A 12,158-nucleotide genomic window follows, 5' to 3' on the forward strand; every position below is an offset into this window, starting at 1 on the left:
ATCAAAGGCGGGATGGCGCAAGCTGAGCGCTCAACCGAAGCGGTAGCTCGACGCCGTCACGCCGCCGAACAGCCCCACGTCGTGATAGACGCGGACAGCCGTCTCGGCCTCGGCTGCGCCGAGCGCGACGAAAAGCGGCGCGAGATGGTCCTCGCGCGGATGGCAGATGCGGGCGTAAGGGGCCTTGGCCCAGTCTATGATGGCTTGTCTGCGCACATCGGGCGCCGCCGCGAGCGCCGCGGCGAGCCATTGATCGAAAGCCTCTGAGGGCTCGCGCGCCTGCGGGCCAAAGAGGCGCAGATTGTGGTAGCTGAGGCCCGAGCCGATGATGAGGACGCCCTCCTCGCGCAGCGGCGCCAAAGCGCGGCCGAGCGCAAGATGCTCGGCGGGATCGTAGCCCGTCTTGAGCGACACCTGGATCGCCGGGACGTCCGCCGCCGGATACATCGCATAGAGCGGCACGAAGGCGCCGTGATCCAAGCCGCGCGCTTCGTCGAGCCGCGCGGGTAGGCCTGCGGCGCGGATGAGGCCCGCAGCGCGCGCGGCCAACGCCGGCGCGCCGGGCGCGGGATAGACGATGTCATAGGTCTCGGGAGGAAAGCCGGAATAATCATGGACCATCGGCGGCCGGGGCGCCGACATCACTGCGAATTCAGGGCTTTCCCAATGGCCCGAGACGACGATGATCGCCTTCGGGCGCTCGCCGATTTCGGAGGGCATGCGGGCGAAAGCGGCTTCGAGATTGACGAAGTGGCGGCGCCATTCGGGAACCCAAGGCCAGGGGCCGCCGCCATGGGAGACGAAATAAGTCGGCAGTCTCAAGATGTCGTCGCTTTCACTTTCGCCTTCAGGAAGCCTGTACGGCGCTTTGCGTGCGGCCCCCGATCAGGCTCGCGAGCAGAACCGAGAGCACGCCGGTCAGGAAAATCCCATCGAATGTGCCGGCCCCGCCGATCGACAGCACGGGCGTGCCGAGGCCTGCGAGCTTGTCAAAATTCAACAGATCCGCGCCGACCAGAACGCCGAGGCTCCCGCTTGCATAGGCGAGCGGCGCAAGATGGCGCCAGGAGATGATCGCCGCAATGGTCGTCGCCGCCAGCGGGGCGACGAAGATTGGCAGCGCGATGCCGACGCCGCGCACCGGCTCTGCTAAAGCATAGCTGATCGCAGCGACGCAGGCGACCGCAATGGCGCCCCTGATCCAGATGGCGTTTCGCGACAGCAGGAAGATCGACAGCACGGTCGGGATGACGGCGCCGCCGACATTGACGGCAAGAATGACTTGAGGCTCCTCGACAAATCTCGGCACGACATAGGGAACGCCGTAATAGACGACCTCGCGCGCATCGATGATCGGCTCGCTCCCGAGCGTCGCCACCGGAATATTGATATAGCTGCCGAGCAGCGAGGCCAGGAGCAGGAAGACAGCCGTTCCGGAGCTGACGCCCAATTGCATATAGGCGTATTTGAGAATGCGCAGCTCGACGAGAATGACGAGCACGACGACGACGCCCGCCAGCAGGGCGAAGGCCGGCGCCGCTATAGGCAGATATTGCGCATCGCTGAAATGCATGGGGGCGCCTCCCGGCTTCTGCCGAGGAAGATGGGGCGGCCGCGCCTGTTCTTCCATAACGAAGGGGGCATCAAAGGCCGGCTCCGCCGAGGACTGAACGACGCCGGGACGAGCTTACGGCTGGCGATCCGCGCAAATATTATCCGCGGGAAGGGAGCCCCGCGAGCGCAACACGAGTGAGAGACGCCCCGGGCCGAATGCAAGCACGGGGCGCTCGAGTGGCTATTTCTTGTATTTCCGCACCATCATCTCGATGGCGGTGACGGACTCCGAAACATTCAGCCAGTTTTCGGCCTGTTCGTCGTTCTTGAATTCCCGGCCCAGATTGATGGGCTCGTCATGGCCCGCCAGATGGAGAAAACAGGCCCATTTGCCATTTGGCAGTTGTTCGACTGTGACCTTCTCGTCCGCCATGTATCCTCCCCTTGCATTTGGCGTTTTTGTAACAAGTTGCGCGCGACGCGGCTGCGCAATCGCGCGCACGCAACAATCTTGCCAGCAAATTGATGTTCGCCTTCAACAGCGCGGTGACGAAGTCGCAGCTTGATTAATCGGGTTCCGGAGCGGCGATGACGGCGAGCAAGGCCGGCGCGCCGCCGATGTCGGCGATGATGACGATGCCCGTGGCGCTATCTGTCCGAATAACGAACAAAAAGGCGTTTCTGGCCGCCTCGGCGCGTTCTCTTGGCGTCCCGCAGCCGACGAGGGCGCGCATCAGGACGCCAAGATTGAAGCCTGCGACGTGGATCAGATAGCGCTTGGCGATGTTCTCGCGACCGCGAAGCCAAGCCCGGCGCATGCCGCCGCCATCCAGCACATGGGCGAAGCTGCGTTCGACCAGCTCACCGCGCTTGCGCATGGCGGCGCGTCCAACGCCCGATTTCAGCCGTGCGCGGTTGGCGTAAACGGCGTCGCGCGCTTCTTCGTCTCCATGCCAGCGCAAATAGCCCTTCGCCGGCAAAGGCTCGCTGATCCGGCTCTTCCACTCGCCGTCGTCAAGGCCTTTCAAAACCTCGCGCGAATGATAGCCTTTGTCCGCGATGATTTCGCAAGGATCGTCCGGCGTCGGCGCGAGGCCGACAGCCGAGAGATTGGCCTTCGCCGTCTCCAGCGTGTCGCCAAGCGTCGTCGTATCGCCCTTGTCCGCCTCGTGGATCGGCGCGGCGACGATCACGCCTGTGTCGAGGTCGACCGCATGTTCCGGCTTGTAGGCGAGATGCGTCGTTCCGTCCTTCATCCGCGCGATCTTCGCCTCGGCGTCCGTGGCGCTCGTCCAATCGTCGTTCGAGAGCTTCTTGCCTTTGCGCTTACGGTCGAAACGCGCCAAATCCTCGGCGTTCGGCGTCGCGATCCCGCTTTCCTTCGCCATGCCCTCGAGCATTGCGCGATAGGTCTCGCCATTGTCGCGCCGCACGATGCTGCGCAGCGCCGCGTTCGCCTCCATGGTCGAGCCGTCGACGCCGATGCGCTCGCCCTTCACGAGGCCGCGCTCGGCGACGAGCTTCAAGATGAAACCGAATACCTTCTCGTGAACCTCATGCGGCAGACGCGAGCGCGTCTTCGACAGCCATGAATGATCCGGGACTTTCTCGCGCGTCGATAGCCGCAAGAAATCCCGCAACGAAAAGGAATCCGCGCAGCGCCATACGATGCCGCGTTCGCTGTCGAGCCCTTCGAAGTAGCCCACCATGTGCATGCGGAAATAGCGCCCTGGTGGCAACGAGGGCGCGCCCATCTTCGCCGCGTAGTAGGGCTTGCAGGCGTTCTCGACGAAAACGTCGAAGCCCGCGTCCAGTAGAACCTTCTGAAGCTCGTCGTAAAATGCGTGCCCCGGAGAGCGCGGCAGATCCGCCCAGCCGACAACCAGATCTTCCTGCGTCCCCGTCTCACGCCGCATCGCCATCGAACCAACCTCGGCCGAATCTCACTTGGAAACGGAATCAGTCAGACGCGACTTCGTCAACGGGCTGTCAAGGGCTCGCGGCGCCGCGCACAGCGTCATTGAACAGTCATATTCTCGCGCGGGCGACTGTCATTTCAGCAAAGAAAGATATGTGTGAATGTAAACATCAAGCGTAATCGCTACAATTTGCTCGAAATGCTAACGCCGTATTTACTTTTATTGGGGCTCCAGGAGGAATAAGTAGCGAACTTGACAGTAATCAATGAAGTTGGACGCGATGGTAGACTAAGCTCGCTTCAGCTCTGAGATTGCACGTGCTGGCGGGCGCTTTGGCCCCCCAGCCTCAAAAATGATTGGCTCTATCATGTTGACGCGCAATCGAAGCTCGGTCCTGCTGATCGACGACGATCACGATATGCGCTGGGCAATGCGCAGCATATTGGTGGACGCCGGATTTGACGTGATGGAAGCGCAAGCCGGCGAGCCAGGTCTCGAACTGGCGTCGCGCCATCCACCGGACGCGGTTGTTCTCGATATGCGCATGTCCGGAATCGGCGGCGAGGAGGTTTTGCGCCGATTATTGCAACGCGACCGGCGTCTCCCCATTGTCATCGCCACGGCTTACGGCACGATCACCGGCGCGATCAACGCCATCAAAGAAGGCGCGTTCGAATATCTCACCAAGCCGTTTCGCAACGATCAGTTCGTCGATGTCGTGAAGCGGGCTGTCGCCCGGCGAGCGGCGATTCACAAGCAGAGCGCCGAAAATGTGCGCGCTGACATATTCGGCCTCATGGGGAAAAGCGCCGCCATCCAAAAGCTCGCCGATGAGATCGAAGCGGTCGCCCGCTCCGACTACTCGGTCGTCGTTCAGGGCGAGACCGGAAGCGGCAAGGAAATCGTCGCGCAAAGCCTGCATCGGCACAGCGGCCGCGTCGCCAAGCCGTTCATTATCGTCGACTGCGGCGCGATCGCCGAATCCCTCATCAACAGCGAATTTTTCGGTCATGAGAAGGGGGCGTTCACCGGCGCAGCCGCACGCCATTGTGGGTGCTTCGAGGCCGCGGCCAAGGGGGGGACGATCTTCCTCGACGAGATCGGCAATCTCTCGATCGCCGGACAAAAGGCGCTTCTGCGCGCGCTCGAAGCGCGCACGATCCATCGCGTGGGCGGCAGCGAACAAATCAGCCTCGACGTCCGCGTCATTGCCGCCACGAATGACGCCCTCAAAGAGCGCGCCGAGGCGGGGGACTTTCGCGAAGACCTCTACTATCGTCTCGCCGAATATGTGATCTCGGTGCCGCCCTTGCGCGCGCGCCCGGAGGACGTGCCTTTTCTCGCGGAGCGCTTTCTGGTGCAGGCGCGTGACTGTCTGGGACAGGCGCCGATCGACATCGACGCGAAGGCGCTCGAGCTGTTGCAGGCGCATCATTGGCCCGGCAATGTGAGAGAATTGCGCAATGTGATGCGGCGCGCGGCGCTGACGTCGGCGGACGCCGTCTCCCCCGCGCATATCGCCGATCGTCTCAATCGCGCCCCGCTGCCCCCTTCGCAAACGCAAATGGCCGCCGCCGCCGCGCCTTTGCGCGATCAGATGCGCTGCCAGGTGCGGGCGGTCGAACGCGACGCCGTGCTCGACGCGCTCAATCGCGCAAAGGGCAACAAGGCGGAAGCCGCACGGCTGCTCGGCGTCGATTACAAGACATACCGCTTGAAGCTGAAAAGACTGGAAGGTGAGGGCGGAGACATCCGGCAATGAGGACGCCCGATCAACCCGAAGCGGACGGCGCGATGTCAGGGTCGATCGAGCAGGCGATCTCTCTCGTTGCCTTCGTCGACCCCGATCGCATCTCTGCCGAGCGATTGCCTGCGCCGGAGGGGCGCGCCTTGCGGCTGCATCGCGCCGGCGCCGTCGCTGCGATCGTCGACCTTGTCCCGATCGCGGACTTCTGCGGCGTCGATGCGGAGCGTCGTTTGACCGACGTCTCATGGCTGGCGCCGCGCGTTCGCCGCCATGCGGAAATTCTGGCGTGGGCGATGCAATTCTCGCCGGTATTTCCCGTCCCTTTTGGAACGCTTTACACGAGCATCGAGAGTCTGGGCGCCTTCATGGCCGCGCATGAGGCGACGATCGCGCGTTTCCTTCTCGATGCGTCCGACAAAGAGGAGTGGGAGCTTCGCGCGGCGGCGCGTCTCGATGATCCGGCAATTCTGGATCAACTCGCGCGCAAGGCGTGGCCGGAGTGGGCGTCGCTGACGAGCGGCATCCGCTACATGCGCCTGTGCCGAGACAAAGAATCGCTGCGCGACTTCGGCCGCGCGGAAGCGGCGGCCGTCGCCGATCGGCTGGTGCAGGAGCTCGAGCCCCTGACGGCGGGGCGACGCAACCGCAATCTCGATGGGACCGATCTGGTCGCGCGCCATGCGTTTCTCGTCCCCAAGGAAAACGCCGCCGCTTTGAGCCGGCGCGTTGCGGAACTCAACAACCGGCTTGGGGCCGAGACCGTCGAACTGACTCTGTCGGGGCCTTGGCCGCCCTTCAGTTTTCGACCGCCGCTGGACCGTCCACCGCTTCATTCCGTGAATTGAGATCGCGGCCGTTCGAGGACGCGCAAAAACGTCGCTGGCGCAAAGAAACAATCTCTTCTTGCAGATCTTCGGCCACACAAACCTTTCGAGAAGCCGATGTTTCTAGACACGCTCGATCACGAAAGCTTTTTCCATGCGGTGATGGACACGATCCCTTCCTCGATTCTCATTCTCGACGAAAGCCTCATCGTCAGAACGGTCAATAGCAACTTTCTCGAAAAGTCGCATGGAAGCTTGCATACGACGCTTGGAAAACGCCTGCAGGAAATCTTCCCGGCGGCGTTCCAGGATACGCCCCTGGATCAGCAGATACGCGAAGTCATCGGGTCGGGAAAAACGCTTAGACGCCGCCGGATGACCTATCGTGCGCCCGGCGTCGCCCTGCGAACTTATTCCTACAGCATTTGTCCCTTGCAGCTCCAGGGCGGCTCGCGCGGCGTCATTCTCGTCATGGACGATGTGACGGATCTCTTGCAGCTCGGGGAGGAGGTGCGGCGTATGCAGTTGCATCTTGCGAGCGTCGTCGAGAGCGCCGGCGATCTGATCATCTCGACGGACTCGCACGGCGCCATCATGACCTGGAATACAGCCGCGGAAAAATCGACCGGCTATGCGGAGGGCGAAGTTCGCGGCTCCGAATTGTCCGGTCATTTCGAGGAACCGCATCAACAGGAAGTCGAATCCTGCTTCCGGGGGATCAGCGAAATCGACGACTGCCACTCGATCGAATGGCCGATGCGCTGCAAGAGCGGCGAGACGATACCAGTCTCCTGGCGCTTATCGCGGATGACCAGCCATACCGGCGACGTGACGGGCGTCGTCGTGGTTGGCCGCAGCCTCGTGGAGCAGCGGGCGATGGAAGCTCAGATCCATCAGGGCGAGAAGCTTGCGGCGCTGGGCATTGTCATCGGCGGAATCGCGCATGAGATTCGTAATCCGCTCGGGGTCAGCTCCGCCGCGGCGCAGCTCATGAGAAATAGAATGGGCTCTCCCATTCTGCTCGGCGAATGCATCGACAAGGTGATCGGCGGCATCGATCGCGCATCGCTCGTGGTCGAAAGTCTGCTTCGATTCGCCCGGCCGCAGCCGATCACCGAAACGACGCAGGTCAACGTCGTGAATATGCTGAAGAACGCCCTGATGTTCGCGGCCGGCGAAGCGGCGGTCGGCACGCGATATGAGTGGAACCCGCCAGCGGAGACCGCTGATATTTGCGCCGAAGGCGTGCAAAACCTTTTGGAGCTCGTTTTCATCAATCTTATGCTCAACGCATTCCAGGCGATGCCGAATGGCGGCGTGTTGACAATCGACGTGCGCCGCGACGGCAAGGAAGTGATCGTCGAGATCGGCGATAGCGGCCCCGGTATTCCCGAGGCGCATTTGAGGAAGATTTTTGATCCGTTTTTTACGACGCGCTCGGATAGCAGACGTTCAGGCCTCGGTCTGTCGGTGTCGCATTCCATCGTTCGCCAGCATGGCGGCGATGTGAGCGTGCGGACGGCCTTGGGCATGGGGACGACATTCGCCGTTCGCATCCCTGCAGCGCGCGAGGCGTCTTGAGCGGAATGGCTCTCTGGAGGGTTCGACGCATTGACTCCTTTCCCCGCTTGCCTCGCGCCGAAAACAGCGCTCGTCGTGGACGACGATCAAGACATGTGCTGGGTGCTCGAAGCCGCTTTGAGCCGGATCGATTGGATGGCGGTTACCGCCAATAGCGCGCAGGAAGCGCTCGGCTTGATCAGTCAGCAAACCTTCCCGATCGCTTTCGTGGACGCGCGTTTGCCCGATATGGACGGGTTCCGTCTGAGCGCGCGCTTCCGCATCATACGCCCCGCCATGAGCGTCATCCTGATCTCGGGATATTTCCTCGCGGACGACGCCGGCATCCTCGATGCGATGCGGGCGTCGACGATCGACGGTTTCCTCGCGAAACCTTTTCAAATCGACGCAATCGCGGCGGCTGTGAGCAAGGGCGCCAAAGGGTAACGCCGCCCCTGGACCCGGGCGCCGACGCCCGACCTACCAACGCGATACTTGAAACCATGTGAACGCGCAAAATTGAAAAGCCATGAAATATAAGCCTGAAATCGATTTGTCAGCTTACCGGCCCCTCTGGCGCCGCGGTTGCTCTATTCAATTCGGCCGGGGGAATGATGAGTTCTCTTCGGTGTGTTCGCAAAGTGCTCAAAGCGCTTTTAAGAATGGAGAAGCTTCATGGCACGCGTTCAAAAATCTGTGGACTCGTCAAGCCTCGGCGAAGTTGTCGACCGTATCCTCGACAAGGGCATCGTGATCGACGCCTGGGTCAAGGTCTCGCTCGTCGGCATCGAGCTGATCACTATCGAAGCGCGCGTTGTGGTGGCCTCGGTCGAGACCTACCTGAAATACGCCGAAGCTGTCGGCCTGACCGCTTCCGCGGCGGCCCCCGCCTAAGTCTATCCGCCATCGCTGGAAGGGCGTGTTTTTTTAACCCGCCCTTCCGGCAGTTTGGAAACTTCTGATGGAGGATTGGGTCATGGCGAAGTTGTCGGAAGGATATTCGCGCGTCAAAAGCGGCATCGACTCGGGCCGGCACTCACGGGAAGAGCTTGCCGAACGGATCAAGGACGCCGCGATTAACCGCCACAAGGACATCGAGGCGCTTCTGGATAATCTGAAGGCCGCGAGGATCAGATCGGGTCGCGACCAGGCGGCGCAGCTCCGACGAGCGACGGTGGCGCGTAGCAATGAAGTCCGCGCGACTCTGAATGGTCTGAAGTCGAACCGCGCACGCGAAAGCAAAGCCTATCACGAAAAGGCCGATGCGTTCATGCGCGATCTGACGAATGGCGTCGCCGCCCTTCTCGCATCCTTTGCGAAGGCCAATCACGATCGAGCGTCGTCCCTGCACCGCTCTTTCTCGGAATATGCGCGCGACCGCAAGCACGCGGCTGCCATCTGGCATGGAAAAGCGTCCGCTCACCATTAAGGGGAATGCGGGCCCTCCAACCGAATTCGGAAGCCACGGCGCCAACAGCCATCTGGCTTCCTCTTCTCATCTCCGCCACGCGAACGCGCACGGCAGTTCAGCGCATTTTGGGAAAGGTCACGTCATGAGCGCGATAGCACTCGCCAGCCTAGGTCAGGACGCCGAGGATTTCTCCGACGACGACGGCTCCATCGCGCTCGGACCGAGCGACGCTTTCGTCAGCTCGCCGGCGGTTCAGGAGATTGCGGATCGTGCGCTCGCCTATCTCGACGCCGGATATGCCGTGCATTTTTCGGGGCCGGCGGGCAGCGGCAAAACCACGCTGGCGTTTCATGTCGCTGCGCAGCTCGGCCGTCCGAGCATCCTGCTCCATGGCGATCACGAGTTCGGCAGCTCCGATCTGATCGGACGCGAGAGTGGATATCGCAGATCGCGCGTGGTCGATAATTATATTTCTTCCGTCGTGAAGCTGCAGGAAGAGGGACGCGCGCTGTGGACCGACAATCGCATCACCACCGCCTGCCGTCTCGGTCATACGATCATTTATGACGAGTTCAACCGTAGCAAGCCGGAGGCGAACAACCCCTTCCTGAGCATATTGTCGGAAGGCGTCCTCAATGTTCCGGGTCTGCATGGGCGCGGCGAGGGATACATCAAGGTGCATCCACATTTTCGCGCCATCTTCACGTCGAATCCGGTTGAATATGCGGGCGTCTATCGCGCGCAGGACGCTTTGCTCGATCGCATGATCACACTTTATTTCGATCACTATGACCGGGATACCGAGGTTGCGATTGCTGCGAAAAAAGGCGGCGTCGATCAGGCGCGCGCGGAAAAGGTGGTCGACTTCGTTCGCTTGTGCCGCCGTCAGGGATCTGACCCGCATTATCCGACCTTGCGCGCATCGATCGCCATCGCCCGCGTGCTGGCGGCGCGCGGCGGCGAGGCCAGCGTCTCCAATCCGGTCTTCCGCTGGGCGTGCCGGGATATCCTTGGTCGCGGGTCTCAAAATTCCGCCAAGCCCGCAGAATTTACGGCCGACGTCGTCGACGAGCTGTTGCTGCAATTCGAGCTGGAAGCGCTCGAACGCGCGCAGCGCATGCATGCGCAAGGCCCGGCCAATCACTCTGTGCATTTTTAAGCTGGGAGAAGGCGACATGGCGATGCATCGACAGCCATCCCGCGGCCTGAACGATCTGCGAACCTTGACCGGGCGCAATGACAAAAGCGTCCCCGCGCACAAGGCCTATCTGCGGATGAGCTTCCTCGAACTCGAACGCGCGCGGCGCTCGATGGAGCTGAGAGCGGCGACCGACCGTTCCGACGCCATACAGGCGAGATTTCGCGAAATCGACAAGGAAATCGGGGAAATTGCGGCAAAGATGAATGGAACGGCGCCGCCGGCCCATCCCGTCGCAGCGGTTCGCAAGTCGCCGATCGGCATGCGGCAGGCGTCGAAGCGCTTTTCCTTCACTTATTGAGTGGCGCAGGTTCAACGCCAGTTCACGGAGAATGATCCAATGCCGCCTAAGACTCACATCGGCTCCGAACAGAGTTCCTCCAACGCCGCGCCGCCGCCTCCCGCGCCGCCGCCTCCCGCGTCCTCGGCGCCCAAAACGAAACCGGCTCCTGCAGCGCCCGCGGCGCCTCTCGGCGGTAAATTGTCGGGCGCCCGCGCGGCTGTTCAACAGTTTCTCACGACCGAACTCGGCGCAAAGGAACTGCGCATCACCAAGATCGCGCCGATCCGGCACGGCGACGGGGGTTGGAGCGCCGAAGCCGAAATTCTCGTGCCGAACCTTGAAGTGAAGATGCTCGGCTTGCCGCTGACGCAAGAAGTGCTCGAAAGAGAAACTTACTCCGTCGAGCTCGACGAGGATTTAACGGTCCGGGCCTATGGTCATATCGAAGAAGAAGAGATTTGAATCCTTTCTTATTTCGATGGTTCGTGACTTAGGGTCGTTGGCGGGGGAGGAAGATCGATGGGCCTCTATGTCTATGCGGTGACGAGCAACGACAACGATCCGCCGGCCTTGCAGGGCGTTCTCGATCGTACGACCTTTCTTGTGGGCTCGGGCCCCTTGAACGCGATCGTTAGCGATTGTCCCGTGGGCGCTCTGCGGGCCGAAAGGCGCAATCTCGCCGCAGCGCAGCGCGTGCTCACCGCGCTCAACGCGAAATTCGATCTGCTGCCGATGGCCTTCGGCACAATCGCGAAATCGGAAAACGATCTGAGGCGGTTTCTCGACGGGCAGCGCGACCGGCTCGTCAGCCAGTTGGAAAGAGTTTCCGGCGCTGTGGAAATGGGGGTGCGGCTGAATATTGAAGCCGCCGATCCCATCGCTTATCTGGTTGCGCGCCACCCGGCGTTGCAGGCCGCTCGTGACCGAACCTATGTCGGCAGCCGCCCGCCGTCGCATGAGGCCAGAGTGCGTCTGGGTCAAATGGTGGACGAGGCGTTTCGGCGCTATCGGGAAGCACAATCGGCTCAGGTGATCTCGGTCTTGGGGGACGCCTGCCTCGAAGTCGTCTCTTTGCCGGTTCGCAACGATAGAGAGATTGCGAATTTGGCCGCGCTCGTTCCCAGGGCAGGGTTGGAGGATTTCGAGCGGGCTGTGCAGGCCTCGGCGGCGGAGATCGAGGAAGATATTGCTTTCAACATCGCCGGCCCATGGCCGCCTCATAATTTCGTGCAATTTGCGCCGCACGAGGGTTAGGGCGATGTTCATCCTCGATGACGCCGTGAAGATCGTGACGAAAAGCGTCGGCTTCGTTCTGAGCAAGATTTTCAAGGTCAGATCGGGAAATGCGACGCGCAGGGCGAACTTTGGGCCAAACCCACCGGATTCAGATCGAAAGGGGCGGCGCCATGCTGCTGATCGATGATTTGCTGGCCGCCCCGATGCGTGGGCTGCTGTTCGTTTTGGAAAAGATCAACGAAGCCGCTCGACAGGAGCGGGAGGCGGAGGAGCGCGCCATCATGGCGGAGCTATCGGAACTTTACCGTGCGCTCGAAACTGGCGCGCTGACCGAAGCGGAGTTCGACGCGCGGGAGGGAAAATTACTGACGCGGCTCGATAGCCTGCAAGGGAAGGGCGGCGCCGATGTCAATTCGTGAGCGCGGC

15 protein-coding genes are annotated in these 12,158 nt (G+C 61.8%); 11 read left to right on the plus strand and 4 right to left on the minus strand.

The annotated features are described in order from the left end of the window. Positions 1-30: 30 nt before the first annotated feature. The 4 genes from QNA11_RS02605 to QNA11_RS02620 form a co-directional block, all read right to left on the minus strand. The gene (locus QNA11_RS02605; protein WP_283484150.1) at positions 31-825 is read right to left on the minus strand and encodes a DODA-type extradiol aromatic ring-opening family dioxygenase; all 795 of its coding nucleotides are present in this window, start codon (positions 823-825) and stop codon (positions 31-33) included. Between the two features lie 22 nt (positions 826-847). Next, positions 848-1,573, minus strand: a complete 726-nt coding sequence (locus QNA11_RS02610; protein ID WP_283481865.1) for a DUF1614 domain-containing protein — start codon at positions 1,571-1,573, stop codon at positions 848-850. Positions 1,574-1,795: 222 nt separating this feature from the next. Continuing rightward, on the minus strand, positions 1,796-1,987 hold the full coding sequence (locus QNA11_RS02615; protein ID WP_281928199.1) for a hypothetical protein: 192 nt from the start codon (positions 1,985-1,987) through the stop codon (positions 1,796-1,798). 133 nt (positions 1,988-2,120) lie between these two features. Then, the gene (locus QNA11_RS02620; protein ID WP_283481505.1) at positions 2,121-3,476 is read right to left on the minus strand and encodes a transposase; all 1,356 of its coding nucleotides are present in this window, start codon (positions 3,474-3,476) and stop codon (positions 2,121-2,123) included. A gap of 364 nt (positions 3,477-3,840) precedes the next feature. Between QNA11_RS02620 and QNA11_RS02625 the strand changes: the two genes are divergently transcribed. From QNA11_RS02625 to QNA11_RS02675, 11 genes are all read left to right on the plus strand, one after another. Beyond that, complete coding sequence (locus QNA11_RS02625) at positions 3,841-5,235, plus strand: sigma-54-dependent transcriptional regulator (protein WP_283481866.1); 1,395 nt, start codon at positions 3,841-3,843, stop codon at positions 5,233-5,235. Continuing rightward, entirely contained in the window at positions 5,232-6,065 is an 834-nt protein-coding gene (locus QNA11_RS02630) for a GvpL/GvpF family gas vesicle protein (protein ID WP_283481867.1), read from the plus strand. The genes QNA11_RS02625 and QNA11_RS02630 overlap by 4 nt, the downstream gene beginning before the upstream one ends. A 96-nt stretch (positions 6,066-6,161) precedes the next feature. Beyond that, positions 6,162-7,625, plus strand: a complete 1,464-nt coding sequence (locus tag QNA11_RS02635; protein WP_202073477.1) for an ATP-binding protein — start codon at positions 6,162-6,164, stop codon at positions 7,623-7,625. A 75-nt stretch (positions 7,626-7,700) separates the two neighbouring features. Continuing rightward, the gene (locus QNA11_RS02640) at positions 7,701-8,051 is read left to right on the plus strand and encodes a response regulator (protein ID WP_202073476.1); all 351 of its coding nucleotides are present in this window, start codon (positions 7,701-7,703) and stop codon (positions 8,049-8,051) included. Positions 8,052-8,279: 228 nt separating this feature from the next. Continuing rightward, complete coding sequence (gvpA, locus tag QNA11_RS02645) at positions 8,280-8,498, plus strand: gas vesicle structural protein GvpA (RefSeq protein WP_165053833.1); 219 nt, start codon at positions 8,280-8,282, stop codon at positions 8,496-8,498. Between the two features lie 82 nt (positions 8,499-8,580). Next, a complete protein-coding gene (locus QNA11_RS02650; protein WP_283481868.1) occupies positions 8,581-9,033 on the plus strand; it encodes a hypothetical protein in 453 nt (150 codons plus the stop codon). A 124-nt stretch (positions 9,034-9,157) separates the two neighbouring features. Beyond that, positions 9,158-10,174 (plus strand): gas vesicle protein GvpN, encoded by a 1,017-nt coding sequence (gene gvpN, locus QNA11_RS02655; RefSeq protein ID WP_202073474.1) that lies wholly within the window; start codon positions 9,158-9,160, stop codon positions 10,172-10,174. A gap of 22 nt (positions 10,175-10,196) precedes the next feature. Further along, on the plus strand, positions 10,197-10,514 hold the full coding sequence (locus QNA11_RS02660; RefSeq protein WP_283481869.1) for a hypothetical protein: 318 nt from the start codon (positions 10,197-10,199) through the stop codon (positions 10,512-10,514). A 39-nt stretch (positions 10,515-10,553) separates the two neighbouring features. Then, positions 10,554-10,958 (plus strand): hypothetical protein, encoded by a 405-nt coding sequence (locus tag QNA11_RS02665; RefSeq protein ID WP_202073472.1) that lies wholly within the window; start codon positions 10,554-10,556, stop codon positions 10,956-10,958. A gap of 57 nt (positions 10,959-11,015) precedes the next feature. Then, positions 11,016-11,750 (plus strand): GvpL/GvpF family gas vesicle protein, encoded by a 735-nt coding sequence (locus QNA11_RS02670; protein WP_283481870.1) that lies wholly within the window; start codon positions 11,016-11,018, stop codon positions 11,748-11,750. A 152-nt stretch (positions 11,751-11,902) separates the two neighbouring features. Next, positions 11,903-12,151: a gas vesicle protein GvpG gene (locus tag QNA11_RS02675; RefSeq protein ID WP_283481871.1), complete on the plus strand. Its 249-nt coding sequence runs from the start codon at positions 11,903-11,905 to the stop codon at positions 12,149-12,151. Positions 12,152-12,158: the final 7 nt, after the last annotated feature.

Origin of the sequence: Methylocystis sp. JR02, assembly GCF_030063565.1 — a bacterium.
GTDB lineage: Bacteria > Pseudomonadota > Alphaproteobacteria > Rhizobiales > Beijerinckiaceae > Methylocystis > Methylocystis iwaonis.

What these genes read in the sequence shown, in the direction of transcription:
- QNA11_RS02610 (WP_283481865.1), bottom strand. Translation starts at nt 1,573, where the DNA reads ATGCATTTCAGCGATGCGCAATATCTGCCTATAGCGGCGCCGGCCTTC.
- QNA11_RS02615 (WP_281928199.1), bottom strand. Translation starts at nt 1,987, where the DNA reads ATGGCGGACGAGAAGGTCACAGTCGAACAACTGCCAAATGGCAAATGG.
- QNA11_RS02620 (WP_283481505.1), bottom strand. Translation starts at nt 3,476, where the DNA reads ATGGCGATGCGGCGTGAGACGGGGACGCAGGAAGATCTGGTTGTCGGC.
- QNA11_RS02625 (WP_283481866.1), top strand. Translation starts at nt 3,841, where the DNA reads ATGTTGACGCGCAATCGAAGCTCGGTCCTGCTGATCGACGACGATCAC.
- QNA11_RS02630 (WP_283481867.1), top strand. Translation starts at nt 5,232, where the DNA reads ATGAGGACGCCCGATCAACCCGAAGCGGACGGCGCGATGTCAGGGTCG.
- QNA11_RS02635 (WP_202073477.1), top strand. Translation starts at nt 6,162, where the DNA reads ATGTTTCTAGACACGCTCGATCACGAAAGCTTTTTCCATGCGGTGATG.
- gvpA (WP_165053833.1), top strand. Translation starts at nt 8,280, where the DNA reads ATGGCACGCGTTCAAAAATCTGTGGACTCGTCAAGCCTCGGCGAAGTT.
- QNA11_RS02650 (WP_283481868.1), top strand. Translation starts at nt 8,581, where the DNA reads ATGGCGAAGTTGTCGGAAGGATATTCGCGCGTCAAAAGCGGCATCGAC.
- gvpN (WP_202073474.1), top strand. Translation starts at nt 9,158, where the DNA reads ATGAGCGCGATAGCACTCGCCAGCCTAGGTCAGGACGCCGAGGATTTC.
- QNA11_RS02660 (WP_283481869.1), top strand. Translation starts at nt 10,197, where the DNA reads ATGCATCGACAGCCATCCCGCGGCCTGAACGATCTGCGAACCTTGACC.
- QNA11_RS02665 (WP_202073472.1), top strand. Translation starts at nt 10,554, where the DNA reads ATGCCGCCTAAGACTCACATCGGCTCCGAACAGAGTTCCTCCAACGCC.
- QNA11_RS02670 (WP_283481870.1), top strand. Translation starts at nt 11,016, where the DNA reads ATGGGCCTCTATGTCTATGCGGTGACGAGCAACGACAACGATCCGCCG.
- QNA11_RS02675 (WP_283481871.1), top strand. Translation starts at nt 11,903, where the DNA reads ATGCTGCTGATCGATGATTTGCTGGCCGCCCCGATGCGTGGGCTGCTG.